At 61.2% G+C, this 26,905-nt stretch carries 21 protein-coding genes; 9 read left to right on the top strand and 12 right to left on the bottom strand.

The window, feature by feature from the left end:
* The 3 genes from AC1D06_RS00375 to AC1D06_RS00365 form a co-directional block, all read right to left on the bottom strand.
* Entirely contained in the window at window positions 1-1,170 is a 1,170-nt protein-coding gene (locus AC1D06_RS00375; RefSeq protein WP_477984144.1) for an ATP-grasp domain-containing protein, read from the bottom strand.
* 172 nt (window positions 1,171-1,342) lie between these two features.
* Window positions 1,343-2,746: an ATP-binding protein gene (locus AC1D06_RS00370; protein WP_477984142.1), complete on the bottom strand. Its 1,404-nt coding sequence runs from the start codon at window positions 2,744-2,746 to the stop codon at window positions 1,343-1,345.
* A complete protein-coding gene (locus AC1D06_RS00365; protein ID WP_477984673.1) occupies window positions 2,743-3,471 on the bottom strand; it encodes a response regulator in 729 nt (242 codons plus the stop codon). The genes AC1D06_RS00370 and AC1D06_RS00365 overlap by 4 nt, the downstream gene beginning before the upstream one ends.
* Window positions 3,472-3,710: 239 nt before the next feature.
* Between AC1D06_RS00365 and AC1D06_RS00360 the strand changes: the two genes are divergently transcribed.
* Together AC1D06_RS00360 and AC1D06_RS00355 are read left to right on the top strand one after the other, a co-directional pair.
* Complete coding sequence (locus AC1D06_RS00360; protein ID WP_477984140.1) at window positions 3,711-4,922, top strand: efflux RND transporter periplasmic adaptor subunit; 1,212 nt, start codon at window positions 3,711-3,713, stop codon at window positions 4,920-4,922.
* Between the two features lies 1 nt (window position 4,923).
* A complete protein-coding gene (locus tag AC1D06_RS00355; RefSeq protein ID WP_477984138.1) occupies window positions 4,924-8,070 on the top strand; it encodes an efflux RND transporter permease subunit in 3,147 nt (1,048 codons plus the stop codon).
* Window positions 8,071-8,133: 63 nt separating this feature from the next.
* Here AC1D06_RS00355 and kynU read toward each other — a convergent pair whose 3' ends face one another.
* The 4 genes from kynU to AC1D06_RS00335 form a co-directional block, all read right to left on the bottom strand.
* Window positions 8,134-9,336, bottom strand: coding sequence for a kynureninase (gene kynU, locus AC1D06_RS00350; protein ID WP_477875277.1), 1,203 nt, complete (start codon window positions 9,334-9,336; stop codon window positions 8,134-8,136).
* Complete coding sequence (locus tag AC1D06_RS00345; protein ID WP_477875275.1) at window positions 9,333-10,172, bottom strand: tryptophan 2,3-dioxygenase; 840 nt, start codon at window positions 10,170-10,172, stop codon at window positions 9,333-9,335. Before AC1D06_RS00345 ends, kynU begins: the two co-directional genes overlap by 4 nt.
* Window positions 10,172-11,788, bottom strand: coding sequence for an AMP-binding protein (locus AC1D06_RS00340; protein ID WP_477984136.1), 1,617 nt, complete (start codon window positions 11,786-11,788; stop codon window positions 10,172-10,174). The genes AC1D06_RS00345 and AC1D06_RS00340 overlap by 1 nt, the downstream gene beginning before the upstream one ends.
* 86 nt (window positions 11,789-11,874) lie before the next feature.
* Window positions 11,875-12,375 carry a MarR family winged helix-turn-helix transcriptional regulator gene (locus tag AC1D06_RS00335; RefSeq protein ID WP_477875271.1) on the bottom strand — a complete coding sequence of 167 codons (501 nt, stop codon included), beginning with the start codon at window positions 12,373-12,375 and terminating at the stop codon, window positions 11,875-11,877.
* A gap of 321 nt (window positions 12,376-12,696) precedes the next feature.
* Here AC1D06_RS00335 and AC1D06_RS00330 point away from each other — a divergent pair, with 321 nt between their 5' ends.
* Window positions 12,697-13,515 carry an alpha/beta hydrolase gene (locus AC1D06_RS00330; protein WP_477875269.1) on the top strand — a complete coding sequence of 273 codons (819 nt, stop codon included), beginning with the start codon at window positions 12,697-12,699 and terminating at the stop codon, window positions 13,513-13,515.
* Between the two features lie 131 nt (window positions 13,516-13,646).
* Here the strand turns inward: AC1D06_RS00330 and AC1D06_RS00325 are convergent, their stop codons facing one another.
* Window positions 13,647-14,315: a TetR/AcrR family transcriptional regulator gene (locus AC1D06_RS00325; RefSeq protein WP_477875267.1), complete on the bottom strand. Its 669-nt coding sequence runs from the start codon at window positions 14,313-14,315 to the stop codon at window positions 13,647-13,649.
* A 206-nt stretch (window positions 14,316-14,521) separates the two neighbouring features.
* Here AC1D06_RS00325 and AC1D06_RS00320 point away from each other — a divergent pair, with 206 nt between their 5' ends.
* The 6 genes from AC1D06_RS00320 to AC1D06_RS00295 all read left to right on the top strand — a co-directional run bounded on the left by AC1D06_RS00320 (window position 14,522) and on the right by AC1D06_RS00295 (window position 23,803).
* Complete coding sequence (locus AC1D06_RS00320; protein ID WP_477984134.1) at window positions 14,522-16,066, top strand: trimethylamine methyltransferase family protein; 1,545 nt, start codon at window positions 14,522-14,524, stop codon at window positions 16,064-16,066.
* Between the two features lie 152 nt (window positions 16,067-16,218).
* Complete coding sequence (locus AC1D06_RS00315) at window positions 16,219-18,633, top strand: GcvT family protein (RefSeq protein WP_477984132.1); 2,415 nt, start codon at window positions 16,219-16,221, stop codon at window positions 18,631-18,633.
* 1 nt (window position 18,634) lies between these two features.
* On the top strand, window positions 18,635-19,888 hold the full coding sequence (locus tag AC1D06_RS00310) for a sarcosine oxidase subunit beta family protein (RefSeq protein WP_477984130.1): 1,254 nt from the start codon (window positions 18,635-18,637) through the stop codon (window positions 19,886-19,888).
* Window positions 19,889-19,898: 10 nt separating this feature from the next.
* On the top strand, window positions 19,899-20,168 hold the full coding sequence (locus tag AC1D06_RS00305) for a sarcosine oxidase subunit delta (RefSeq protein WP_477984128.1): 270 nt from the start codon (window positions 19,899-19,901) through the stop codon (window positions 20,166-20,168).
* Between the two features lie 304 nt (window positions 20,169-20,472).
* Window positions 20,473-23,316 carry a sarcosine oxidase subunit alpha family protein gene (locus AC1D06_RS00300; protein ID WP_477984126.1) on the top strand — a complete coding sequence of 948 codons (2,844 nt, stop codon included), beginning with the start codon at window positions 20,473-20,475 and terminating at the stop codon, window positions 23,314-23,316.
* Complete coding sequence (locus tag AC1D06_RS00295) at window positions 23,309-23,803, top strand: hypothetical protein (RefSeq protein ID WP_477984124.1); 495 nt, start codon at window positions 23,309-23,311, stop codon at window positions 23,801-23,803. Before AC1D06_RS00300 ends, AC1D06_RS00295 begins: the two co-directional genes overlap by 8 nt.
* A 90-nt stretch (window positions 23,804-23,893) precedes the next feature.
* Here AC1D06_RS00295 and AC1D06_RS00290 read toward each other — a convergent pair whose 3' ends face one another.
* The 4 genes from AC1D06_RS00290 to AC1D06_RS00275 form a co-directional block, all read right to left on the bottom strand.
* Window positions 23,894-24,337: an SRPBCC family protein gene (locus AC1D06_RS00290; RefSeq protein WP_477984122.1), complete on the bottom strand. Its 444-nt coding sequence runs from the start codon at window positions 24,335-24,337 to the stop codon at window positions 23,894-23,896.
* Window positions 24,338-24,501: 164 nt separating this feature from the next.
* The gene (locus AC1D06_RS00285) at window positions 24,502-25,287 is read right to left on the bottom strand and encodes an alpha/beta fold hydrolase (RefSeq protein WP_477984120.1); all 786 of its coding nucleotides are present in this window, start codon (window positions 25,285-25,287) and stop codon (window positions 24,502-24,504) included.
* Between the two features lie 207 nt (window positions 25,288-25,494).
* On the bottom strand, window positions 25,495-26,397 hold the full coding sequence (locus tag AC1D06_RS00280) for an NADP-dependent oxidoreductase (RefSeq protein WP_477875249.1): 903 nt from the start codon (window positions 26,395-26,397) through the stop codon (window positions 25,495-25,497).
* Window positions 26,398-26,486: 89 nt separating this feature from the next.
* Window positions 26,487-26,885: a DoxX family protein gene (locus AC1D06_RS00275; RefSeq protein WP_477875247.1), complete on the bottom strand. Its 399-nt coding sequence runs from the start codon at window positions 26,883-26,885 to the stop codon at window positions 26,487-26,489.
* Window positions 26,886-26,905 lie beyond the last annotated feature (20 nt).

Raw genomic sequence — 26,905 nt, 5'->3', positions numbered from 1 at the left:
CTAGCGCTCCACATCCTGGATGAAGCGCACGATGGCTTTCACCTCTTCGAAATCCTCCGAGCGGAACTGGTAGGCGAAATTGCCCATCGCCCGGCTGAACACATCCTCGATCGGCGCGAAATGCACGATCTTGTCGCCATGCGCCGTAAGAATGGCCTGATGGTCATTGACGTAGCGAATATGGTTCTTGCGGCTGGCATAGCCCGTGTAGTAACGCCCGGTAAACGGACCACCGACGGCATTGTTGACGATCATCTGCGCCCATTCGCGATAGACGTCCATGTCATAGGAATAGTTGATCGCATCGGTCATCCAGGCGCCGGGCGGGCGCATGTTGATTTCGAGCGCCACGATGCGCTTGTCCGCCCGGGTCTGGAAGAATTCGATGTGGAAGAATTTCTCACGCAGGCCGAAAGCTTTCACGGTGGCGCGCCCGGCCTTCTCGACTTCAGGATCGACGAAAGGCAGGCAATAGTAGTTGAGATGGGAATTGGTATTCACCACCTCCATGATGCTCTGCTCGAAACGATGGCTGGCAGCGAACACGACGTTGCCGTCGCGGTCGACCAGCCCGTCATAAGTCAGGATGATGCCGTCGATGAATTGCTCGGCGACATAGCCCACCCCGGCCCGTTTGCTCCTCTCGAAGGCGTCGAGCCCCTCACTACCGGTGATTTTCATTGTGTTGCTGGCGCCCGAGCCCTGGTCCGGCTTGATCACGATCGGATAGCCGACCTCAGCGATAAAAGCCTCGACGCCAGCCCGGTTGACATATTTGCGCTGCCGGATCGTCTCGACGCCGGCCTTGTCGAAGAAGCCGCGCATCTTCGACTTGTGCTTCAGGTTCTCGACGAAATCGCGCCTGATGCCGGTGATGTTGAAATCGGTACGCATGCCCGCGTCCAGCTCCAGCCAGTGCTCGTTCAGCGACTCGAAACGATCGATACGGCCCCAGCGATGAATGAAATGGCCCATGGCGCGCAGAACCTGGTCGGCATTCTCCATGTCGGCAATGCGATAGTATTCAGTGAGCACGCCCTCCAGCCTCGGGCCGAGCCGGTCGTAGGGGGCATCGCCGATACCCAGGACAGTGGCGCCCGCCTGCTGGAGGCGGTCGCAGAATTCGGTGCTGTTGGCGGGAAAATGCGGAGAGAAAAACACGAAATTCACGAGGAAACGAACTCCCTGCGGCATGAGGAGACTGGTTCTTGGTTGCCATTGAAATGGCAAAGGAGCGTATGGTCAAGCACTGCAGTGTGGGTTGCAGTGGATGCCGGAGGAAGATCGCCGGGAAGACAATCGACAGAGGCCCGGTCTCAAGGACCATCACTCGATATGCATTTCAGCTAATCGGCAGCGCAATCGTCGCTTTCAAGCCTGGACTGTTTGCCGCAAGAATGATCTCGCCGCCATGCTGGCGAACGATGGTTCGGGCGATCGACAGGCCCAGGCCTGCGCCGCCGGTTTCGGAATTGCGCGACGCTTCGAGCCGGTAAAACGGCGAGAATACCTTCTCGCGCTCGCCTTCGGGGATTCCCGGCCCGTCGTCCTCGATGACGACGGCGAGGTTGGCAGCGCCCCTCTCAATGCGGACGCTCGTCCTGCCGCCGTAGCGCAGGGCATTCTCGATGAGATTGCGGATTGCCCGCTTCAGGCCGTCGGGGCGGCATCGGTAGGTGGTCTTTGTGCCATCCTCGAAAGCAACGTCGTTGCCGAGTTCTGCCAGATCGTCACAAAGGCTGCCCACCAATGCATTGAGGTCGACGACCCTGGTTGCTTCCGAGGTCGCATCGCCCTTGGCAAAATCCAGCGTCGCCTCGGTCATCTTCTCCATTTCATCGATCGTGCTGATCAGCCGGGTGCGCGCCTCTTCGTCAGGAACGAATTCGGCCCGCAATCTCAGCGTCGTCAGCGGCGTCCTGAGGTCATGGCCGATCGCCGCGAGCATCCGGGTGCGGTCCTCGACGAACCGTGTCAGCCGCTGCTGCATGAGATCGAAGGCTTCGCTCAATTGGCGAATTTCGATCGGCCCCTTCTCGGCGAGGATCGGAATCACCTCGCCCCGGCCCATCGCCTCCGCCGACGAAGCAAGCTGCTTCAGCGGCCGCGCGATCAGGCGGGCAACGAAGAAGGCGATCAGGCACAGGAGAAGCGCGGTCACCGCCGTCGACAGGATCGCCTCCGGCCGCCAGATGCCGGCCTTCAGCGGTTTGAAATTGATGGCGTTCAGCCATGTCCCATCCTTGAGCGGCGTGGTCATGGCCATGCCGTCGGCATCCGCGAACATGAAGAATTGCGCCTTGGCGGGCTCCTCCCAGAGTTCGGAATGCAGCGGCTGCCAGCGGAAATCACTGGTATCCTGCTGGTCGAGGGCCGCCAGGAGGTCCTGATGATGCCCCTCGTCAGCACCGTTTGGGCCGCGCATGCGGGAGAGCGGCCGCCTGAGTTCCGCGAAACCATGCTTGGCCCAGGCCTCCGTGTCCATCGGGCTTTCGGTCGAGGTCCAGAAACGGGTGAACACCGTGCCGCTCGCATTGAGGATTTCCGCCCGGGCGGATGGCAGCGAATGATCCGAAAGCTGGGCGATAGCCGATGTCCGGGTGATGAACTCCGAGTGCGCCGCCTCGCGCAGCGCCGCCTTGCGTTCGTTCCAGGAGATCGCAAACGGTACGGTCTGGCCGAGAATGAGCGCAAACAGCAGAAGGAAAATGAACTGCCTGGTCAGGCTGGCGGCAACCCACCTCATCGGACCACCTCGACAATCGTCGTCAGGCTATAGCCGCCGCCCCAATGGGTCTTGATGATCGATGGGCTTTTTGGATCGGGCTCGATCTTCTTGCGCAGGCGGCTCACCTGGTTGTCGATGCTGCGGTCGAAGGGATCGGCATTGCGGCCGATCGTCAGGTCGAGCAGCTTTTCGCGGCTGAGCACGATCATCGGGTTTTCGATCAGCACCTTGAGCAGCCGGAACTCAGCCGTGCTGAGGGGAACGTCGACTCCATCCGGTCCCTGCAGTTCCTGCCGACCCATGTCGAGCTGCCATTGATCGAAACGCACCACCTTGGCGGTAACGACAGGCGGCACTTGCGCCGCCGCAGCAAAGCCGCCACGGCGCAGGACGGCACGGATGCGCGCCAGGAGTTCGCGCGGATTGAAAGGCTTGATGAGATAGTCATCCGCACCGAGCTCCAACCCGATGATGCGATCGGTATCCTCGGTCATCGCGGTCAGGAAGATAACGGGAATGGCGGAAGACTTGCGCAGCTCGCGACAGATGCTCAATCCATCTTCACCAGGCATCATGATGTCGAGGACGATGAGGTCGGGCGGGGTTTTCTCGACCAAGCGCTTCAGGGCCGCACCGCCATCGAGCGCAGTGACACGATAATCGTGCTGGGAGAGATATTGCGCGACCAGATCCCGGATATCCCGGTTGTCGTCGACGATCGCAATATGCTGAGCCACCTGCATGATACCCAATTGAACCTCCTGGTATACTTCTACAGATTGCTGCGGATACAATCACTTGAAAAAATGTATTAAAGTGTAAGCGCAGATGGCCGGCCCGCCAGTCTTGCGACACTTTGATACAATTCGCGTCCCCGCTGGCACACTTCTGCGACAGGCCGCCGCTAATGTCCTTGTGCACTGCAACAGCGACGCGCTTCGTTGCGTCGGTGCATGTCCCTATCAGATGACGGACGAGCATTATGAGAGTGAAATTGGCACTGATCGCACTGGCCGTGCTTCTGGCTGGCTGCAACGACAACCAGAAGGCAGCCAGCAATGCCCCGAAAGGGCTGCCGTCGGTCAGCGTCATCTCGCTGGAACGCAAGTCCGTGCCGATTTCTTCCGACCTCGCCGGACGGACGGTTGCGGTCAACACGGCGGAAATCCGGCCGCAGGTGAGCGGCCTGATCAAGGACCGGGTCTATACCGAAGGCACGGATATCAAGAAGGGCGACCTGCTCTACGAAATCGATCCGGCAACCTATGACGCCGCCTATCAGAGTGCGGTTGCGACACTGGCCCGCGCCAAGGCTGCGCAGGAGAATGCCGAGGTCAAGACCGACCGGCTGAAGAAGCTCGCCGACCAGCATGCCGGCAGCATCCAGGATTACGACGACGCACTCCTGGCGCTCGACCAGGCCAATGCCGATATCGCCGCGGCCAATGCCGCCATCCTGACGGCGAAGATCAATCTCGACCGCACGAAGATCACGGCGCCGATCGACGGCCGCATCGACCGCTCCGCCGTCAATATTGGCGCGCTCGTCACCGCCGAGCAGACGACGGCGCTGACCACCATCCGCCAGCTTGACCCGATCTATGTCGAGGTGACAGAGCCGAGCCAAAAACTCCTGGAGTTCCGCCGTGCGACGAGCAATGGCAGCCTGACGCCGGTCAAGGAACCCGTCGTGGACCTGACGCTCGAAGATGGCTCCGCCTATCCGCATACCGGCAAGCTGCAATTCGCCGAGGCGTCGATCAGCGAAACCTCCGGCACCGTCATTGTCCGTGCGGTCTTCCCCAATCCTGAACATCTGCTGCTGCCGGGCATGTATGTGCGCGCCAAAATCGAAGAAGGCACGATCAGGAACAGCTACCTGGTGCCGCAGCGCGCCGTCGACCGCACGGCGGACGGCGCCGCTGTCGCCAAGGTCGTCGCCAGTGACGGCAAGGTGGCCCAGCGGACGCTGACCATCGACAGGAGCAACGGGACAAACTGGGTCGTCACAGACGGCATCAAGGATGGCGACCAGTTGATCGTCGAGGGCGGCGCCCATGCCGATGTCGGCAAGCCGGTGAAGGCCACCGAGGTCGCCATCAACGACAAGACCGGCGAGATCACGCCGATCGAGGCCAAGGCGAACACGAAGTCCTCGACCGCCGAGCAGAAAGTCCAGGTCTCGGAGCGCTGATATGTCCAAGTTCTTCGTCGATCGTCCGGTTTTCGCCTGGGTCATCGCCATCATCATCATGATGGCCGGCCTGCTCGCCATTCGCACGCTGCCGATCTCGCAATATCCGCAGGTCGCCCCGACGACGATCAAGATCGTCGCCACCTATCCCGGCGCCGATGCCGCGACCGTCGAAAACTCGGTGACCAAAATCATCGAGGAAGGCCTGACCGGCATCGACTATATGGACTACATGACCTCGTCGTCGACGGCCACAGGCCAGGCGACGGTCAATGTCATCTTCACCTCGGACGCCAATCCCGACGTCGCCCAGGTGCAGGTACAGAACAAGGTACAGCTGATCACCAGCCAGCTGCCGCAAGCCGTGCAATCGCAAGGCTTGACAGTGACCAAGGCCGGCACCGGCTTCTTCATGGTCGTCGCCTTCGTCTCGACCGATGACAAGCTCAAGCCCGTCGATCTCGCCGATCTCATCGACAGCGATGTCAACGACCCCATTCGCCGCATCGAGGGCGTGGGCGACACGCAGATCTTCGGCTCCAGCTATGCGATGCGCATCTGGGTCGATCCGCAGAAGCTGGAAAAATACCAGCTGATGGTCAGCGACATCACCAAGGCCGTCACGGCGCAGAACGTGCAGGTCTCCGCCGGCCAGCTCGGTGCTTTGCCGCAGTCGCCCAGCCAGCAGCTCAACGCCACGGTGACGGCGCGCAGCCAGCTGCAGACGCCGGAACAGTTCGGCAATATCATCGTCAAGAGCGAGCAGGACGGCTCGATCGTGCGGTTGCGCGACGTGGCGCGGATCGAGGTCGGCGCCGCCAACTACAACACGTCGGGCGTCTATAACGGCCACTATTCCGCCGGCCTCGGCATCCAGCTGGCTGGCAATGCCAATGCGCTGACCACCGCGGCCGACGTCGTCTCGACGCTCGACGCACTGAAGGCCAGCTTGCCGCCGAATGTCGAAATCCACTATCCCTTCGACACGACGCCCTTTGTCAGGCTGTCGCTGGAGGATGTGGCCAAGACGCTGATCGAGGCCATCGCGCTGGTCTTCGTCGTCATGTTCGTCTTCCTGCAGAACCTGCGGGTGACGTTGATCCCGACGCTTGCCGTGCCGGTCGTGCTGCTCGGCACATTCGGTGTGCTCGCCGTGTTCGGCTATACGATCAACACACTGACCATGTTCGCCATGGTGCTGGCCATCGGCCTGTTGGTCGACGACGCCATCGTCGTGGTCGAGAATGTCGAACGCCTGATGAGCGAGGAAAAACTCAGTCCGCGGCAGGCGACGATCAAGTCGATGCAGCAGATCAGCGGCGCTCTGATCGGTATTGCCACCGTGCTGTCGGCGGTGTTCGTGCCGATGGCCTTCTTCCCGGGCTCCGTCGGCATCATCTACCGCCAGTTCTCGGTCACCATCGTTTCGGCCATGCTGCTCTCGGTGCTGGTCGCCCTGACCTTCACGCCTGCGCTCTGCGCCACCTTGTTGAAGAAGGTGCCTCACGGCGAAAAGAAGGGCATCTACGGTATCTTCAACAAGATTATCGGCGGCGCGACCAACGGCTATGGCCGGACGACCGATGTCGTCGTCCATCGCGCCTTCCGCTTCTCGATCCTGTTCGTGCTGGTCGCTGTCGCCGCAGGCTTCCTGTTTGTCCGCCTGCCCACCTCCTTCCTGCCGCAGGAAGACCAGGGCCGCCTGCTCGTCGCCGTCAACCTGCCGGCCGGCGCCACTGCGACGCGCACGACCAAGGCGCTGAACCAGGTGATCAATTACTTCCTGACCAAGGAGAAGAACAATGTCGACGGCGTCTTCGGCAGCGTCGGCTTCAATTTCACCGGTCAAGGCCAGAATGTCGCCATCGGCTTCATCGCGCTCAAGGATTTTGAACAGCGAACGGCGCCCGGATCGGATGCGCAATCGATCGCCAAGCGCGCCATGGGCAATTTCTTCCGCACCATCAAGGACGGTCAGGTCCTGATCGTCGCGCCGCCGGCGATCCCCGGCTTCGGCACCTCGTCGGGCTTTGAATTCTACCTGCAGGACACGGCCAATCTCGGCCACCTGAAACTGATGGCCGCTCGCAACCAGGTGGTCAAAGAGGCTGGGCAGGATAGCAAGCTTTCCAGCGTGCGGCCGAACGGTCTCGACGATGCGCCGGAATATTCAATTGATATCGACCAGGACAAGGCGAGCTCGATGAATCTCAGCCTCTCCGACATCGATACGACGTTGTCGAGCGCATGGGGTTCGAGCTACATCAACGACTTCAATCACAATGGCCGCATCAAGCCGGTCTATATCCAGGGCGACACGAATTCGCGCATGCAGCCCGAAGACCTGGACAAGTGGTTGGTGCGCAATTCCAATGGTGAAATGGTGCCTTTCTCCGCTTTCGCCACCGGCAAATGGCGCGTCGGCTCACCCAAGCTCGACCGCTATGACGGCTATCCCGCCGTGCAGATCCAGGGTGCTGCCAATGATGTCAGTTCCGGTGAATCGATGACGGAAATCGCCGACATCGTCGGCAAATTGCCGCCGAGCTACCACATTGCCTGGACCGGTCTGTCGAAGCAGGAAGTGGCGTCCGGCGCTTCGTCCGGCCAACTCTATGCACTCTCGGTTCTGGTCGTCTTCCTGGCGCTCGCAGCCCTCTACGAAAGCTGGTCGATCCCGTTCGCCGTGCTTTTGTCTGTTCCGATCGGCGTGCTCGGCGCGCTGACGGCCGCGACCCTGTTCGGGCAGGAAAACGACATCTATTTCAAGGTCGGCCTGCTGACCACGATCGGCCTTGCCGCCAAGAACGCCATCCTGATCATCGAGTTCGCCGTCGAAAAGATTCGTAACGACGAGCCGCTGTTGCAGGCGACCGTCGAAGCGGCCCGCCAGCGCCTGCGGCCGATCCTGATGACCTCGTTTGCCTTCATACTCGGCGTCCTGCCGCTGGCGATCGCCTCCGGCCCCGGTTCCAAAGCGCAGAACTCGATCGGCATCGGCGTCATGGGCGGCACGATCGCCTCGACCCTGCTCGGCATCTTCTTCATCCCGATGCTCTTCGTCATCACCTGGAAGATCTTCAAGCCGAAGATGAAGCATGCGGAGGAGGAAGCGACCGATCATGCCGTCGCAGCGCCGGCTGAATAGACGCTCAATTGACGAGACGCTTGTCAGAGCCAAGCGCCTCGACCGGCACGCGCCATTGCCGGCTCAGGTCACTCTGGACCTGACATTGTATTTCGGCGCACGCCATATCCCGCTGGAGATGACGTCCTCCACGATGGCCGCGGCTTTCCGGACATCGTCCTTGTCGAGATAAAGCGGGGTGAAGCCGAATCTCATGATATCGGGCGCACGGAAATCGCCGATGACGCCGCGATCGATGAGCGCCTGCATTGCCGCGTAGCCATTGTCGAACGAAAACGACACTTGGGAGCCCCGCCGCTCAGGGTCGCGCGGCGAAGCGAGCGTCAATTGCGGGCATCGCGCCTCCACCTCGGCGATGAAGAGCTCGGAGAGCTCGATCGACGCATCGCGGATGTCTCGCATGTCGACACCCTCCCAGACATCCAGCGCAACATCGAGTACGGAAAGCTGGATGATCGGCGGCGTGCCGACCCGGAGCCGTTCCGTCGACATTGCCGGACGATAGCCGAGTTCCATCGCGAACGGCGCTTCATGCCCCATCCAGCCAGCGAGGGCGGGCCGGACGTCGGAAATAACGTCGGGTCGCACATAGATGAAAGCCGGAGCACCAGGACCACCATTCAGATACTTATAGGTGCAGCCGACGGCGAACTCGGCGTTGGAGCCCTGCATGTCGACCGGCAAAGCGCCGGCGCTGTGCGCCAGGTCCCAGATCATCACGGCGCCAGCTTGATGCGCCTTGCGTGTAATTTCCGCCATGTCGTGAACCCGACCGGAACGGTAATCGACCTGGGTGAGGAGGACCACGGCGACCGTCTCGTCGATCGCGTCGGCGACATCTTCCGGCGCTGGCGTCCGGAGCTGGTAGCCTCCGCCGATTGTGTCAATCAATCCCTGGACCATGTAGAGGTCGGACGGAAAGTTTCCGTTGTCCGACAGGATGACTTTTCTATCCAGCCGCATTTTCAGCGCCGCCGCCAGTGCCTGGTAGACCTTGATGGACAGCGTGTCGCCAGTGGCGACCGTGCCTGCGGGCGCTCCGATCAACCGGCCGATCCTGTCGCCGACGCGCTGCGGCAGCGATATCCATCCGGCGGAATTCCACGCCCGGATCAGCTGGGCGCCCCATTCCTGCGTTATCGTCTTGCTGGCACGATCGACCGCGCCGTTCGGCAACGGCCCGAGGGAATTGCCGTCGAGATAAATCACGCCTTCCGGCAGTTCGAAAAGCTCTTTCTTCGGAAGTTGGTTCTTGCTCACGCTCATAGCTCTCCACGCAGTCGCCAAAGTTCGGGAAATAGTTCGACGCTCAACATTTTCTGCAGATATTGAACGCCCGCGGTGCCACCGGTTCCTCGTTTGAAGCCGATGATCCGTTCCACCGTGGTCACATGATTGAACCGCCAGCGACGGAAATAATCCTCGAGATCAACAAGTTTTTCTGCCAGTTCGTAGAGGGGCCAATAGCGCTCGACATTCTCGTAGACGATCTTCCAGCGGGCCTGCACCTCGGCGACAGGCGCATGCGGCGAGCGCAGTTGCGGCGGCGGCGCACCCTTGTCCGAACCTTCGAGTTCCCGGTAGAGATGGGCGATGACTTCGTCGTAAAAACTCGGCCGATCCAGTTCTTCGGACAGTGCCTTGTGGACCTCGGGCACATGCTGGTGCGGTCCCAGCATGTTGGGATTGCGGTTTCCGAGCACGTATTCGATCATCCGGTACTGGTAGGACTGGAAGCCGGACGATGGACCGAGTGCCTCGCGGAATTTCGTATAATCCGCCGGCGTCATGGTTCTGAGCACGTCCCACGCGCTGTTCAACTGCTCGAATATTCTCGAAACCCGCGCCAGCATCTTGAACATCGCCGGAATCTCGCCAGCCTTGAGGGCCTTGCGTGCGCCGCTGAGTTCATGGATGGCAAGCTTCATCCAGAGTTCGCTGGTTTGATGCTGGATGATGAACAGCAGTTCGTCATGCGCAGTGCTCAGCGGATGCTGCTGGCTGAGAATGCCATCGAGATGCAGATAGTCGCCATAGGACATAGCGTCGGCGAATTTCATCTTCGCCCCTTCGGCGGCGGGATTATAGGGTTGGTTGGACATCAGTTGCTCCTGAGCTTGAAGCGCTGAATTTTCCCTGTTTCCGTCTTGGGCAGCGCGTCGACGAAAACCAGCGCTCGGGGATATTTGTAGGGCGCGATCGTCGCCTTGACGTGGTCCTGAATATCCTTGGCGAGCTCCGGGCCGGGCGCGAGGCCGGGCTTCAACACGACATGCGCCTTGACGATATGACCGCGCTCCTCGTCTGGCGCACCGGTCACGGCGCATTCCGCGACGCTCCTGTGCGACAGCAACGCCGCCTCGACTTCCGGTCCTGCGATATTGTAGCCCGCCGAGATGATCATGTCGTCGTTGCGGGCGGCGAAATGGAAATATCCCTGCTCGTCGCGGATGAATGTGTCGCCGGTGATGTTCCAACCATTCTGGACATATTCGCCCTGCCTTTCTCCCCGCAGATACCGGCAGCCGGTCGGGCCGCGCACGGCGAGGCGGCCGGGCGTGCCGGCAGGCGCTTCCTCGCCATCGGCGCCGAGGACCTTCACCTCGTATCCGCCTACGGGCTTGCCGGTGCATGCGGGCTTATGGTCGTCGAACCGGTTGGTGATGAAGATGTGGAGCAATTCGGTCGAGCCGATGCCGTCGAGCATCGGCTTTCCGGTCTTGGCCATCCATTCGTCATAAATCGGACCCGGAAGCGTTTCGCCGGCCGAGACCGCAGCTCGCAGGGAGGAGAGGTCCGCGCCGCCGTCCATCGCGCGCATCATTGCCCGATAGGCGGTCGGGGCGGTGACGCACACCGTGGCGCGATACTTCTGGATGATATCGACCATGTTCGGCGGCGAAGCGGTTTCGAGAAGGGTCGCCGCAGCGCCGAAACGCAGCGGAAACACAGCCAGGCCGCCCAGGCCGAAGGTGAATGCCAGCGGCGGCGAACCGACAAACACGTCATCGGAAGTGACACCAAGCACTTCTCGCGCATATCCGTCGGCAATGATGAGCAGGTCCCGATGGAAATGCATGGTGGCTTTCGGGTCGCCGGTGGAACCCGAGGTGAAGCCGATCAGCGCGACGTCGTCCTGCGATGTCGGCACGGCGTGGAAGGTGACGGGTTTTTCCAGGGCCAGTCGGTCGAGTTCGGCGTCGTGGTTCCAGGTGCCGTCGAAACCGACCACCGTCTTCAGGTAGGCGCTGGTCTTGGCGCAGATTTGCAGTTCATCGAGCAGGCGGGTGTCGCAGAGCGCATGGCTGATCTCAGCCTTGTCGACATATTTGGCCAGTTCGCCCGCACGCAGCATCGGCATCGTGTTGACGACGACGGCGCCGGCCTTGGTCGCTGCGAGCCAGCAGGCGACCATGGCCGGATTGTTTGCCGAGCGGATCATCACCCTGTTGCCGGGCCTGACGCCGAAATCCTCGACCAGAGCATTCGCCAGGCGGTTGGTCCAGTCCGCCAATTCCTTGTAGGTGCGCCGGCGACCTTGCCCGATCAAGGCGGTGTGGTCGCCAAAACCGCGTGCGACCATGGCGTCGGTCAGTTCGACGCCCACATTGAGCCTGTCGGGATAATCGTAGCCGTCCAGCAGAAGATCCGGCCAGCTCTCCGGCGGCGGCAGGTTTTCCCGGGCAAAGATATCCTCGTGCGCCGATGGTTTTAGCATCCCATTACCCTCCTCTTAAATTGAACCGACCCGCCTATGGCGGTGGTCGCAAACCTTGAACACCTCGCCTCATGCGCTGCCGCCGATCAGTCCTCGGTCGCGCCTAAGGCTTCCTCACGCTCCTCGAGCTTGTCGGTCAGATGGTCGAGCCGCAGGATCATGCCATCGACGTCGTCCTCGTTCAGGCGGGCAAAAATCTCGTCTATCCAGGCCTCGTGCGCCGCGGCGTTGCGGACGAACTCCTCCTGGCCCTTGGTCGTCAGGCGGACGATCAGCGCCCGCCGGTCATTGGGCGGCGTGACGCGCAGCACCAGGCCCTCTTCCGCGAGCTTGTCGACGATGCCGGTGACATTGCCGTTGGAGACGCGCAGCATTTTCGAGATTTCGTTCATCCTGAGGCCTTGCGGCGACCGCGCAAGCGCCGACATCACGTCGAATCTGGGCAGCGTCGAAGAAACATCGTTACGCAAGCGCCTCCGAAGTTCGTCCTCGACATAGCGGGTCGCCTTCAGCAGCCGTAGCCACAGCTTCAGCCTCTTCTTGGAGAGGGGTATCGAACTGTGTTCGATCTGCGGTCGGGCTTTCATGGCTTTCCTCCATCGGAACAAAGGCGCGGATCATGCGCCCGGTTTCCAAGGCTCATCGCTCGCTCATGGCGGCACGCGCGAAAACATGGGCGCACGCGGACCGAAGGCGTAGCGGTTGATCTGCGGCCGATAATATTCGAGCGTCGAAACTATTTCAAGCTTGAAATATGTAGGTTTGAAATTTATAGGTTTAAACTATCTGGCGGATGGAGGAGCCTGATGCTTTGCTTGCGGGAAATCAGCTTCGCGCCACGGCACAGCCCTCTTGCCAACGGCGTGATGCCGACGCATCACGACTTGCCCTCGGATTGGAGTGACGAGATGACGGAAATCCACGGAATCGACTGGGAAGACGCTTTTGCCAACGCCGCCTATATCGCGGGCGGCATGGCGTTTCCGGAAAGGTGGACTGCACTGGCTGACACTTTTCGAAAGCAGGCCTCGTGCGAACTGGACATTGCATATGGCGATGGCCCGCGTGAGCGTTTCGATCTCTTTCGCCCTGCCAGTGTCCCCAGAGGCCTGGCCGTGTTCGTGCACGGGGGCTACTGGCTGGATTTCGACAAATCGAGCTGGTCGCATCTGGCGGGCGGCGCGCTCGCACTGGGCTGGGCTGTCGCCATGCCGAGCTATCCGCTTGCGCCAGGCGCGAGGATACACCAGATGACGCGTGCCGTCGGCACGGCGGTGACACGCGCCGCCGAGCTCGTCGACGGGCCGGTTCGCTTGGCGGGGCATTCCGCCGGTGGACATCTGGTCAGCCGCATGATCTGCGACGACAGCCCTTTGCCAAGCTCAATCGCGAACCGGGTGGAACGCGTCGTGAGCATCAGCGGACTGCATGATCTTCGTCCGCTGCAGCTGCATTCGATGAACGAGCAGCTCGGTCTCGACGCGGAGGAAGCCGTTGCCGAAAGCGCCGCCCTCAGAACCCCAAGGCCCATTTCCGAAGTGATTGCCTGGGTCGGCGCCCGCGAGCGCCCCGAATTTCTCAGGCAATCGGCACTGCTCGTCGAAGCCTGGGGTCGGAAGGGCCAGAATGCCCGGCTTGTCGCCGATCCCGGGCGTCATCATTTCGATGTCATAGAAGGTCTTTGCGATCCCGCCCATCCGCTCGCACAGGCATTTGCCGGCGAATGACGAAAGCAGCCGTCCGTCACTCGATCGAGCTGCCGCAGCTGGCTGCATTGCGCACGGATAAATAGACAGAAGTGTATAGAAATCGGGCGATTTTTGACTGCGACGACACGGCAGCCAGTCGGCTGCCGACCTCATTTGCCGTAAAGATGCACGAACTTCTCAAGTCTTTCGATCTCTTCGGCCTCGGGCTCCACGCCTGAGAAACCGCGCAGGTAGGACCTGACATGCGTAAGGCGGATTGCCTGCGTTTCCTGCACTTCGAGCGTATAGTGACCGATCTGGGTGAAATACAGGATTCGCGCGCGGATGAAGGCATCCTCGTCTTCGTATCCATAGCGCTTGAACATCTTGGACAAGGCTTCCACGCGCTGGTCGTCTGCCTGCCCAACGATGGAACGAACCTTGGGGTCACGGCGGCCCCAGAACCTCACCGCGATGTCCAGGTTGGGATCGAAAAGCTTGGGGTCAACCCAGCATTCGAAGACGTTGCAGATCGCCTTCGTGACCGTGGCAGCGGGCCGCATGGTTCGCTCGATGATCGGACCCGTATTGCGCTCAAGCCAATGGGACAGAAGCTGGTCCTGCAGGTCCTGGATACTGTCGAAGAACCAATAGAAACTCGACCGGGAAACACCGAGCTTCTTTGCCATGACCTGCACCTTGACCTGGTCGATTCCCTCGTTCACCAGCGCCTCTATGGCGAGGCTCAGCCAATCCGCCTTGGTTGATTTACCGCCAGCCGCGTTTTCATCGACCTCCTCATTGGCCTGCTTCGTCGTCGGTACCACCGGTGTCACCATGCTGGTCTCTTGTCGCTCGTGTTTTGCCGGATTCGTCCGCCGGACCAATGTCCCGTATCGCAGATCGTTTTGCAACGCGGTTCCCACCGAACGCTGACTGCGGCCGGAATCATGGACGCCTCCCAGCCGCCAGCAGCGAAATTTTCTATAGACATCATTGTACAGAAAATGTTAAGCAGGCGTCAAGTCAATAAGAGGAGGCTCCGATGGACGACAGCGCCAGGACTGCGAGGAGAGACAGACGGAGAGGGGCTTCCAGCTCATCGTCCGCGGAGCGTCATACGAACTACAATAGGCTGAGGAACACCTTTGCTCCTCAAACAATCTTCTCGGACGACGAGATCGCCAATATCCATGAGACCGCGCTCAGGGTGATCGAGAACCTGGGCATCAAGGTGCTCCTGCCGGACGCCCGTGCTCGCTATGCGGCCGCCGGCGCACTCGTCGACGAGAGCACGCAGATGGTTCGCATCGGGCGCGACATTGTCGAAAGCGCCCTCGCCGCGGCCCCGAAGAGCTTCCAGGCCAAGGCTGGCGCGCCGGAAAGAGATCAAATTTTCGAGCTTGGCACGATGATGTTTCTTGCCGGTTGCGGAGCGCCCAATGTCACCGACATCGACAGGGGACGGCGCGCAGGCACATTGGCCGATTTCGAAAATCTGACGAAGATCGTCCAGAGTTTCGATGTGCTGCATGCCCAAGGTCCCTATGTCGAAGCCCAGGACGTCGACGTCCGTTTCAGGCATTACGCTGTCGCCCGTGTCCAGCTGACGAAATCGGACAAGTTTCCGTTCGTCTATGCGCGCGGAACGCGGCAGGTGGAGCAATCGTTCGAGATGTTGAAGCTGGCGCGCGGCGTCGACGACGCCGCGTTCATGGCCACACCCCACAGCTACACCGTCATCAATACCAATTCCCCGCGGCAGCTCGACATCCCGATGGCAAGGGGCATTATCGACTTCGCGCGATCTGGGCAGATCTCGATCATCACGCCTTTCTGCCTAGCGGGCGCGATGGCGCCGATCAGCGTCGCAGGCGCATTGGCGCTTCAGCATGCCGAGGCGCTCGCGGGCATTACGCTCGCGCAAATCGTCAGCAAGGGCGCGCCTGTCGTCTATGGAAGCTTTTCGTCCAATGTCGATATGAAGTCCGGCGCGCCGGCCTTCGGCACCCCGGAACATGTCAAGGCAACGCTCGGAGCCGGCCAGCTTGCCCGGCATGTCGGCCTGCCGTGGCGCTCCGGAGCGGGTTCGGCTTCGAATACAAACGACAGCCAGGCGGCGCATGAAACGCAGTTCGCACTCTGGGGCTCGGTGCTTGCCGGAGCGACCATCTGCATCCACGCGGCCGGCTGGCTTGAAGGCGGCCTGTCCGTGTCCTACGAGAAGCTGATAACCGACCTGGAGGCCCTGCAGACATTCGCCGAACTCTTCGTGCCCACCTCGGGAAGCATCGACGAGATCGGATATGACGCAATCGCGGATGTCCAGCCGGGAGGCCACTTCTTCTCCACCCAGCACACCATGGACCGCTACAGAACCGCGTTCTACCAGCCCCTGGTCGCCGACCTCTCGAATTTCGGCAACTGGGCCGAGGCCGGCGCCAAGGACGCGACGCGACGCGCCAACGAAATCTGGAAGCGAACGGTCGCCGACCACAAGCCGATAGAGCGTGCCGACGAGATCGACGCCGTCCTGGAGGAATATATCGCGCACGGGACTGCCGCAGGCGGTGCCGAGGCCGAAAGCTAGGGACGACACGGACCGCTCCGACTTTGCCGCGCCGCAGCTTGCCGACGATCCATTTTTCGCACATTTGATGTACTGAAATGTCGCGATTTGCGCTGGCGCCAAACGGATTATGTCTATACAAATAGCCCGCGAAAGGGATGCAGGGGTTTCTGATGAAAAGTCATTATAAGGTCGTGGTCATTGGTGGCGGTGTGGTCGGAGCGGCGACGCTTTATCATCTTGCCAAATTCGGCTGGAACGACACGCTGCTGATTGAGCGCAACGTGCTGACCTCCGGCTCAAGCTGGCATGCGGCCGGCGGCTTCCATGCGCTGAACTCCAACCCGAACGTCGCGACACTGCACGCCTATACGATCGACCTGCTCACCGAGGTCGAGAAGGAATCGGGCGTCAATATCGGCATGCACACGACCGGCGGCATTTCCTATGCCTGCAATCCCGACCGCTGGGACGCGCTGAAAGCCTCTTATCGTGTCTTCCAGTCGACCGGCATCGATGACGTGCGTCTAATCGAGCTGGACGAAATCCTCGAGCGCTGCCCGATCGTCAAGCCGGACGGTATCATCGGCGGCCTCTATGCCGAGCGCGAGGGCCATATCGATCCTTCCGCCGTCGTTCACGCCTATGCCAAGGCCGCCCGCATGCGCGGCGCACAAGTCGTCGAGAAGAACCGGGTCATCGATCTCAAGCAGCGGCCGGATCAGTCCTGGGATGTGGTCACCGAGCAGGGCACCGTCAATGCCGAGCATGTCGTCAATGCCGGCGGCCTCTGGGCCAAGCAGGTCGGCCGCATGGCTGGACTGGAACTGCCGGTTTCACCGCTCGAACACATGTATTTCGTCACTGAAGCGATCCCGGAAGTCGGCGCACTCAAGCGCGAGCTGCCGACCATGGTTGACCTCGATGGCTTCTCCTATCTGCGCCAGGAGCAGAAGGGCATCCTGCTCGGCATCTACGAGCTCGAGCATCGCCACTGGAACATGGACGGCGCGCCCTGGGATTACGGCTTCGACCTGATCCAGGAAGACCCGGAACGCATCGAGCATGAGCTGACGCTATCCTACGAGCGCTATCCGGTGCTCGAAACCGCCGGCATCCGTCGCTGGGTCAACGGCGCGTTTACCTTCACGCCGGATGGCAATCCTCTGGTCGGTCCGGTGCGTGGCGTGCCGAACTACTGGGTCGCCTGCGGCGTCATGGCCGGCTTCATGCAGGGCGGCGGCGTCGGCAAGGCCTTGGCCGAATGGATGATCCACGGCGAGCCGGAAGACGACATTTTCGGCATGGACATCGCCCGCTACGGCGCCCACACCGCCAACCGGCAATATATCAAGGAGACCACCGGCCAGTTCTATTCGCGCCGGTTCGTGATGACCTATCCGAACCAGCAGCTCCCGGCCGGGCGGCCGCTGAAGGTTTCACCTTCCTACGATCAGATGACCGAGGCCGGCGCCCGCTGGGGCGTCTCCTGGGGTCTGGAAGTGCCGCTCTATTATGCGCCGAAGGACTATGTCGAGAACCACACGCTGCGCCGCTCGACCGCCTTCGATATCGTCGGCCGCGAAGTGCTGCACACCCGCGAGAAGGCGGGGCTTATCGATATCTCGGGCTATTCCCGCTATGAAGTGAAAGGTCCGAAGGCGTTCGAATGGCTCGATCGCGTCTTTGCCTGCAAGCTGCCGAAGCCCGGCCGCTCTGTGCTCGCGCCGATGCTGGCGCCGAACGGCAAGCTCAAGGGCGACCTCACCATCTTCAACTGGGGTGACGGCACCTGGTGGATCATGGGCTCCTACTATCTGCGCGAATGGCATATGCGCTGGTTCGAGAAGTTCGCGATGGAAGGCGTATCGGTCACCGACCTCTCTGACGCCTGGGTCGGCTTCTCGCTCTGCGGTCCGCGCTCGCGCGACGTGCTGCAGCGGGCGACGGAAGACGATATCTCCAACGCCAATTTCAAGTTTCTTGCCTGCAAGGAGGTCGATATCGGCCTGGTGCGTGCCAAGGTCGGCCGCATGTCGGTGACCGGCGAGATGGGCTATGAGATCAACATCCCGGCCGCTTATCACCGCACCGTGCGCGAGACGCTGATGAAGGCCGGTGCTGATCTCGGCCTCAGGGATGTCGGCTTCGGCGCTTCGCTCTCCATGCGCCTCGAAAAGAGCTACGGCATCTGGAACCGCGAATTCACGCAAGGCTATACGCCGCAGATGACGCTGTTCGATCGCTTCATCGATTTCGACAAGCCCGATTTCATCGGCAAGCAGGCGGCCGTGGCGGAAAAGGAAACGCAGTCGGCCAAGCAATTGCAGGTGACGATCGAGGTCGACGCTGTCGACGCCGATGCCTCCGGCTACGAACCGATCTGGAAGGACGGCAAGCTGGTCGGCTACGTCACCTCGGGCGGCTATGGCTATACGATCGGCAAGTCGATCGCCATGGCGCTGGTCGACCGCGAATTTGCTGTGCCGGGCATGGAGCTCAAGACGCATATCGTCGGTGACGAACGTGGCTGCCGCATCATCGAGCCGTCGCCCTATGATCCCCTGGGCAAGGTGTTGAGGGCATAGGATGACCCGCCATTACTCCGCCTTCTCCCTTCTCAAGGAAGGCCTCAACAAACAAAAGGGCTGGGAAAAGGCCTGGCGCTCGCCGGAGCCTAAATCCTCCTATGATGCGATCATCATTGGCGGCGGCGGGCACGGCCTGGCGACCGCCTATTATCTCGCCAAGATGCACGGCATCACCAACATCGCCATCATCGAAAAAGGCTGGCTCGGCGGCGGCAATACTGGCCGCAACACCACCACGATCCGGTCGAACTACTTTTATCCCGAGAGCGCCGAACTCTACGAATATTCGATGAAGCTCTACGAGGGTCTGTCGAAGGAACTGAATTACAACATCATGTTCTCGCAGCACGGCGTGTTGACCATGGTGCATTCCAAGGGCGAGATGGAAATCGCCGCCCGCCTGGTCAATGCCATGCAGATCAACGGCACCGATGCGTCACTGGTCGGGGTGGATGAAATCAAGAAGCTGGTGCCGCTCTACGACCTCTCGCCCAGTGCCCGCTTCCAGGTATGGGGTGGCGTCTGGCAGGGTCGCGCGGGCTCCGCCCGCCACGACGCCATTGCCTGGGGCTACGCGCGCGGCGCCGATCGCCTGGGCGTCGACATCATCCAGAATTGCGAAGTCCTTGACTTCATCATCGACAATGGCCGCTGCAAAGGCGTGGTGACTTCGAAAGGCCAGATCCGCTCCGACCGCGTCGGCCTTGCGGTCGCAGGCCACACGTCGCAGATGGCGGCCAAGGCCGGCTTCCGCCTGCCGATCATTTCCTACACGTTACAGGCCTGCGTCTCCGAGCCGGTCAAGCCCGCTCTCGGTTGCACGGTGCTGGCGCCTGCCACAGGCACCTATGTCAACCAGTCGGCCAAGGGCGAGTTTGTCATCGGCGGCGGCATCGATCGCACGCCGTCCTATGCCCAACGCGGCAACCTTCCGCAATTGGAGGTCGTCCTCTCGGGCCTCTTGGAAATGTTCCCGTCGCTCGGCCAATTGAAGCTGATGCGCCAATGGGGCGGCGTCTGCGACGTGACGCCGGATTCCTCGCCGATCTTCGGCGAAAGCCCGCTCAAGGGGCTCTATCTGAGCTGCGGCTGGGGCACGGGCGGCTTCAAGGCCATCCCGGCGGGCGGCGTGATGCTGGCACATCTGCTGGCCACCGGCAAACACCATGACCTGTCGAAGGCGTTCGACCTCGACCGCTTCCGCACCGGCCGGCTGATCGATGAAGCCGCCGGCTCCGGCATTCCGCACTGAGGAGCAAGAGATGCAACAATTCCCCTGCCCCTTCTGCGGCTTGCGGCCCGAGACCGAATTCCACTTCGCCGGCGACCTCGGCAACCTCCGCCCCGAGGGTTTCACGGACGTGAGCGCCGAGACCTGGTCCGGCTATCTCTTCGCCCATAACAATCCCAAGGGCGAGACGAAGGAAGTCTGGAAGCACCTGACCTGCATGGAAGTCTTTGCCATGACGCGCGACACCGTGACTCACAAGGTTGCTTCATCCATGGCGCTGCTGCCGGAGGGAGGGGTTTGATGCAGGCTAGTAGCTTGTCAGTCGTTCACGAGCATTCACCCCTCACCAAGCGCATCCAGGCCCTCGACTTCGTCTCGCGCGGACTTGCTATCCTCTCCCGCAAGGGGAGAGGCAGGGTGCCACGATCGCCGGCCTCGCTTAGGGCAAGGCGGTGCCACAGGCTTTTCCTCGCCCCTTGCGGGAGAGGATACGAAGGCCGGGTGAACGCAGTGAACCCTTGGCCGAAGTTGGTGAGGGGTGAAAAGCCTCAACAACGGTACCTCCGCTTTTTGAGAACTAACATTGCTAAAACCGGAGGCACTCCATGACCGCCTATCGCCTCCCGACCGGCGGCAACATCGACCGTTCGAGACCGCTCACCTTCACCTTCGATGGCCAAGTGGTGCAAGGCTTTGCCGGCGACACGGTCGCCTCGGCGCTGCTTGCCAACAATATCAAGCTCGTCGGCCGCAGCTTCAAATATCATCGTCCGCGCGGCCTCTGGGGTTTTGGCTCCGAGGAGCCGAACGCGCTGATCGATATTTCCGGTCCGGTCTCCGGCTCGGCCAACAGTCGCGCGACCGTCGTCGATCTGGTCGATGGCTTGAAGGTGCGCAGCGCCAACAATGATCCAAGCGCCCGCAGCGACCGCTTCGCCTATTTCGACCGCTTCTCGCGCTTCATTCCGGCCGCCTTCTACTACAAGACCTTCATGTTCCCCGACTGGAGCCGCTACGAACACCGCATCCGCGAGATGGCGGGGCTCGGCCGGCTGGACGAGAAATGGACGTCGCCGAAACGTGCGGCGCAACGCAACGCGCATGTCGACGTGCTCGTGGTCGGCATGGGTCCGGCGGGGCTTTCGACGGCGCTGGCCGCTGCTCTCAATGGCGAAACGGTCATCGTCGTCGACGAGCATTGGCAGGCCGGCGGCGCGCTCAGGCATCGTGACCACGATGCGAAGATAAACGGCTTGCCGGCGATCGACTGGGTCGAACAGACTGTCGCGCGCATTCGCGAAACCGGAGCGACGGTTCTTACCGGCACGACGGCATTCGGCATCTACGACCACCTGATGGTCGGCCTCAACCAGCGGCACAGCGACGGCACGCGCGATACGCTCTGGCGGGTGCGGGCAAAGCGCATCGTGCTGGCGACCGGCGCGATTGAGCGGCCGCTTCCTTTCGCCAACAATGACCTGCCGGGCATCATGTCGGCGGATGCCGGCTTGGCCTATCTCAAGCGTTATGGCGTGGTCGCGGGGAAAAACATCGTCATCGCTACCAACAATTCTTCAACTTTGGAGATCGCTTTTGCCCTCGCAGAAGCGGGTGCGAACGTGACTGAAGTCGACCTTTCTCAAGATCCGCCGCAGATGGACTTAGATGTCTGGCAGAACCTCAGAGTGATTTCCGGGCGCCGTGTTGTCGAGGCTATCGGTAAGTCAGAAATTACAGGGGTCGTGCTCGATGACGGTACCAGCGTGCCCTGTGACAGCCTGCTTGTCTCCGGCGGCTGGACGCCTACGGTGCATCTCTACAGCCAGGCCAAAGGCAAGCTCCATTGGAATGAACGCCTGCAGACTTTCGTGCCAGGTGCCGCAGTCGAAGGTATAGAGGTTGTCGGCGCCGCCAACGGAAAACTGCTACTGCCAGAGATTCATAGGAGCACCAAGGAAGCCACTGACCGCTACACCATCTCCGCCGCCTGGCCGACACCCGGCCAGAAGGGCCGCGTCTGGATCGACTATCAGAACGACGTCACCGCCAAGGATGTCGAACTCGCGGCGCGCGAAAACTTCACCTCGGTCGAACATCTCAAGCGCTACACCACGCTCGGCATGGCGACAGACCAGGGCAAGACGTCGAACCTCAACGGCCTGGCGTTGATGGCGACGATCACGGGCCGGTCGATCCCCGAAGTCGGCACGACCACCTATCGTCCGCCCTTTACGCCGGTTCCGATCGCGAGCTTTGCCGGCCGGCGCTCAGGGATTCTCTTCAATCCCATACGACGCCTGCCTTTGGAGAACGTGCATCGGGATGACGGTGCGACCTTCCAGGAATATGGCGGCTGGTTGCGCCCGGCCTTTTACGGCAAAGGCAACGTCGACGAGGAGATGGCCCGCGAAGCGCTGGAGGCACGGCAGTCCGTCGCTCTGTTCGACGGCTCGACACTCGGCAAGATCGAGGTTATCGGACCGCAGGCGGCCGAATTCCTTGATTTCATTTTCTACAACACCGTGTCGACCTTGAAGCCGGGCAAATGCCGCTATTGCTTCATCCTCACCGAAAGCGGCGTCGTCTACGACGACGGCGTGCTGGTGCGGCTGGCGGACGATCATTTCGTCGTGTCGTGCTCGTCCTCGCATGTCGCCGGCGTCTATTCGATGCTGGAAGACTGGCGGCAGGATCGGTTCGACCGCACCAAGGTTTTTGTCCACAATGCGACGACGAATTACGCAACGCTGACCGTCGCCGGCCCAAAATCTCGGGACTTGGTATCATCAGCGGATCTCGGGATTCCGCTGGACGATGCCACGCTGCCGCATATGTCGATCGCGCATGGATCGTTCCGCGACGAGCCCGTCCGCGTTGCCCGCGTCAGCTTCACCGGTGACCGCTCCTATGAAATCTCCATCCGGTCGGACAAGGCGGAAGGCCTGTGGCGGCATCTCAGGACTGTGGGCCGCGACTTCAACGCCTCATTGCTCGGATCCGAAGCGCTTCTGCTGCTCAGGGCGGAGAAGGGTTATGTGATCGTCGGCAAGGACACGGACGGATTGACCCGCCCAGCCGATCTCGGCCTCGACGGCCCGCTCAAGAACAAGAAGGTGGAATTCCTCGGCAGGCGTTCGCTGATGATGGACGAAGCCCAGCGACAAAACAGGCAGCAGTTTGTTGGCCTTGAGGTCGCGGATGGCGGACCGATGCTGGTCGCCGGCGCGCATGGCGTGGAGCTTGACGATGGCAAGCACCGTTCGATCGGCTACGTGACCTCCAGTTACGCCAGCCCCAATCTCAAGCGACCGATCGCACTGGGCCTGATCGAACGCGGCATCAGCCGTCATGGCGAGGTGATCGACATCCGGCACATGGGTGAGATCCGCAAGGCGAAGATTGTCCAACCCTGTGCCTTCGATCCGGAAGGAGCGCGCCTCAATGCTTGATCTCTCCCAACATTGGCCTCGGACGCCGGACTGGAATCATTCGGTTGAGTTCTCACCCGGCCTTGCTCTGACCACCGTTTTGGGCCTGCGGCAATATCTCGTCTCCGGCAACCTCGATCCCTTCGGCGAGAGCATCGGCGCATTCGGCATGGCAACGGATGAGCGCGTGATTCTCCGCGTAGCGCGCGACCGCATTCTCGCGGTGAATCCCGATAGTGAACTGGTTGCCGCCGGGTGGCATCCTCGGGGCTACGCCATGACCGATGTCTCGGCGATGTATCACGCCTTCGAGCTTTCGGGAGACGATCTCGATGACGTGATCAGCGAAGCCGTGCAGATCGATCCGCGCAACGGCGGTCCCAGCGCAGCGACGATGTTCGCCGGCACGCAAGCCTTCGTCTATTGGAGGGCTGCCGGGCGGCTCCGGGTGCATGTGGAACGACCCTTCGCAACCCACATCGTCAGCTGGCTGCAGAGCCGAGATTAGCGGCCGGATAATAAAGTAACCAATCTCAGATTCAGGCGTGGCGCTCTCAGTCTTGCCCGGTCTCGCCACGCTCGCCTCCAAGGTGGAGGACTATTGATTGATCTCAGGCTCGACAAGCTTCGCCAAGTTCCGGAGCGACTCCTGCCAGCCGAGATAGCAGCTCTCCGCCGGTATGACGTCCGGCACGCCGGCCTGGACGATGTTGAGTTCGGTGCAGCAGGAAACCTTGGTGAGGGTGATCGTGACCTCCATTTCACCCGGGAGGTTGGCGTCATCGAATGTGTCGGTGTAGCGCAGGCGCTCGCCGGGAACCAACTCGAGATAGTTGCCGCCGAAAGAATGACTGTCGCCGGTGGTGAAATTGCGGAACGACATTCTGTGCGTGCCGCCGACGACAGCTTCCAGATGATGCACGGTGCAGGTAAAGCCGTTGGGTGGCAGCCACTTGGCGAGCGCATCGGCCTCGGTGAAGGCGCGATAGACCTTTTCAGGGCTGGCAGTCAGGACACGGTGCAGGCGTATGGTGCTTGGCATGGTCATAATCCCAGTTGTTGATGGTATGGACGAACCCAGGACGCTCGGAGCCCGATCAATCCGACATGGGATCATGCATTTTTGCAAGACCCACCACAGCGAAACCCAATTCCCCGGGCAACTTCGCCTATCGCTTCCAGTTTTAGTCGCGACTGGAAGCTCTGCTAGCCCAATTGCGAGAGCCAGTTTTGTATTTCCTCAGCAAGCAGATCCGGGCATTCTCGATGAGGGGTGTGCCCGACATTCGGCAGGATTTCACAACTCCCCCGCCCTCGCTCGGCAATCCTCAGAGCATGAGCGACCGAACCATATTCGTCTCGCTCCCCATGCAGAGCGAAGAGCGGGCATTGAAGCTTTTGCAGCGCAGGATCCAAAGTCCAGTCGGCAAAACTCGGAGCCAGCCAGGTTTCGATCCAGGCCCTCAGAACCCATTCGGCCTTGTCGCCATGGTATCGGGCCAGGCGCGCCATGTTGTCGCCGGTGGCGAATTCCTGCCGGGCGATCCTGATGCCATCGCATATTCGCTCGTCGACGAAGGCCTGGGCCGCGATCGTGATAACGCCCTGGCACCGCTCCGGAAACGCCGCCCCGATCTCCACGGCCATGCCGCCGCCGACGCTGTGACCGCAAACGACAAAGTCCGACACCGACAGGGCTTTGCAGACAAGCGGTAGTGACTGCTCGGCCTCGGCTCGAATGAAATCCTTCTTCAGCGTGTCAGAGCGAACATCAGACCGGCCAAATCCAAGCCGATCATAGGCAATAACGCGACGACCGACAGTATCCGCAAGACGTTTTGGGAAATCCCTCCAGAGGGCGACCGAGCCGAGTGAATCATGAAGCAGGATCAAGGGGCATGTCGACGTCAGATCGCACGGCGTCCATGATTTGGCAAAGAGCCTTCCACCCGAGCTCTCGATCCAATGTTCACGTTCCTCTATGTCCGCCACGCATGGTCTCCGCCGGAAAAGTCCTCCGGATGAGCAAATGGCGCATGAAGTCCGCCGACGCAATCGGGATCGTCACTTCGAGACGGCAAATCCAGCGATCAACCACGTGACCGCGCGATGTCCACCACATCGACAAGCTGAAACGCAACAGCACAAGCCGTACAGAGTGGGCTTGTGCTGTGATATGCGCGAGCCGGAGCCCTGTTGTCAGTGCTTCAGCACGACCTTACCCTGGGCGCCCGCAGCAAGCGCGTTCTGCGCCTTGCCGATCTCCGACAAGGCGAAGGTGCTGGAAATCGGAATGACCAGCTCTCCCTGAGCGGCATCCCTCAGCACAGCGTCCAGCGTGGCGGCGTCGGTGCGATGGTAGAGTTCCTGGATCGTCACGCGGTTGCCGGCATTCGCGCCCTCGGGAACTTGAACGATGCTGGCGATCTTGCCGCCGTCCCGGACATGCCCGATGAGATTGCCCGCCACCGCATTCGCAGCGCTGATCGCGTAATCGAAGTCGGGGCTGGCTGCCGGCACCGTGATATCCAGCGCTTCACCGGCAAGCGTGCGCGCTTCGTCCAGCCGTTCGGGCCGAACGCCCGCCACCGGTTTGGCGCCGATCTGCTTGAGATACTGGATGGCTGCACGGCCCACGGAACCGAGCCCGCCGGAGATCAGCACACGATCACCGGCCTTGACACCGAGAGCGTCGACCGTTTGCCGACCTGTCAGCCCTGCCTTGACCAGGCCCGCCCCCTGCTCGAAGCTCAGAATTTCGGGCAGCTTGGCGACCGATGTGGCCGGGACCACGCCGAATTCGGCGTGAGCGCCTTTGCCGTTCGGCGGGAAATCGGCGACAACCCGGTCACCCACCTTAAAACCGGTTACGCCCTCGCCGAGGAGCGAAATGATGCCGGCGCCATCGCCGCCCAAGACGGCCGGCAGCGGCAGCGGTATGAACTGGGCCATATAGCCTTGGCGGAGAATGAGATCGAATGGATTGACGGCGGATGCCTCAAGCTTGATCAGGACTTCGCCGGGTCCGGGCACCGGCGTCGGAATATCGCCGATTTCGAACTGATCGACATCACCATAGGCTTTGAGAAGTGCGGCTTTCATTGCATGTCTCCAGACTTTTTGATGCCCATCCGCCCCGATCGGGGCGGATGATTGGCAACTGAACCAAAGGATCTGCGGATATTTGGCGCCTACGCTGCCGCGGTGCGGCGTGTGTTATCGAGCGTCCAGGCGCCACCACCGGCAAGCGAGAGATAAAGGAAGATGAAGCAGAACAGGATTGCCGGTTCACCGAAATTCAGCGCCGGCCAGAAGCCCTGCGATGCATGCGCCATGAAATAAGCGGCCGCCATTTCGCCAGACGCGATGAAGGCAGCGACACGGGTATAAAATCCGGCGAGCATCATCAGCGACGTGACGACTTCGATCGCACCGGCAACCAGCATGATGGTCGGCAGCGGATAGGGCACGCCCGGAATCGCGGCCGGGAACTGCAGGAACTTCATCGTTGCATGTTCCAGGAACAGCAGGGCGGTGATAATGCGCAGGACTGCAAGGACGCGCGGCGTCCAGATGGATGTATCGAGCATAGATTTCTCCGATATATGGG

The sequence above is a fragment of the Rhizobium sp. P2_G2 genome, assembly GCF_056403555.1.
Note: the sequence above shows the minus strand (reverse complement) of the source record. Positions and strands in the feature narration are given on the sequence as shown.

Coding starts and splice junctions, on each gene's coding strand:
- AC1D06_RS00355 (WP_477984138.1), top strand. CDS start 4,924: ATGTCCAAGTTCTTCGTCGATCGTCCGGTTTTCGCCTGGGTCATCGCC.
- AC1D06_RS00370 (WP_477984142.1), bottom strand. CDS start 2,746: ATGAGGTGGGTTGCCGCCAGCCTGACCAGGCAGTTCATTTTCCTTCTG.
- AC1D06_RS00325 (WP_477875267.1), bottom strand. CDS start 14,315: ATGGTGACACCGGTGGTACCGACGACGAAGCAGGCCAATGAGGAGGTC.
- AC1D06_RS00330 (WP_477875269.1), top strand. CDS start 12,697: ATGACGGAAATCCACGGAATCGACTGGGAAGACGCTTTTGCCAACGCC.
- AC1D06_RS00345 (WP_477875275.1), bottom strand. CDS start 10,172: ATGTCCAACCAACCCTATAATCCCGCCGCCGAAGGGGCGAAGATGAAA.
- AC1D06_RS00335 (WP_477875271.1), bottom strand. CDS start 12,375: ATGAAAGCCCGACCGCAGATCGAACACAGTTCGATACCCCTCTCCAAG.
- AC1D06_RS00315 (WP_477984132.1), top strand. CDS start 16,219: ATGAAAAGTCATTATAAGGTCGTGGTCATTGGTGGCGGTGTGGTCGGA.
- AC1D06_RS00320 (WP_477984134.1), top strand. CDS start 14,522: ATGGACGACAGCGCCAGGACTGCGAGGAGAGACAGACGGAGAGGGGCT.
- AC1D06_RS00310 (WP_477984130.1), top strand. CDS start 18,635: ATGACCCGCCATTACTCCGCCTTCTCCCTTCTCAAGGAAGGCCTCAAC.
- AC1D06_RS00295 (WP_477984124.1), top strand. CDS start 23,309: ATGCTTGATCTCTCCCAACATTGGCCTCGGACGCCGGACTGGAATCAT.
- AC1D06_RS00275 (WP_477875247.1), bottom strand. CDS start 26,885: ATGCTCGATACATCCATCTGGACGCCGCGCGTCCTTGCAGTCCTGCGC.
- AC1D06_RS00305 (WP_477984128.1), top strand. CDS start 19,899: ATGCAACAATTCCCCTGCCCCTTCTGCGGCTTGCGGCCCGAGACCGAA.
- AC1D06_RS00290 (WP_477984122.1), bottom strand. CDS start 24,337: ATGCCAAGCACCATACGCCTGCACCGTGTCCTGACTGCCAGCCCTGAA.
- AC1D06_RS00340 (WP_477984136.1), bottom strand. CDS start 11,788: ATGCTAAAACCATCGGCGCACGAGGATATCTTTGCCCGGGAAAACCTG.
- AC1D06_RS00280 (WP_477875249.1), bottom strand. CDS start 26,397: ATGAAAGCCGCACTTCTCAAAGCCTATGGTGATGTCGATCAGTTCGAA.
- AC1D06_RS00360 (WP_477984140.1), top strand. CDS start 3,711: ATGAGAGTGAAATTGGCACTGATCGCACTGGCCGTGCTTCTGGCTGGC.
- AC1D06_RS00365 (WP_477984673.1), bottom strand. CDS start 3,471: ATGCAGGTGGCTCAGCATATTGCGATCGTCGACGACAACCGGGATATC.
- AC1D06_RS00300 (WP_477984126.1), top strand. CDS start 20,473: ATGACCGCCTATCGCCTCCCGACCGGCGGCAACATCGACCGTTCGAGA.
- kynU (WP_477875277.1), bottom strand. CDS start 9,336: ATGAGCGTGAGCAAGAACCAACTTCCGAAGAAAGAGCTTTTCGAACTG.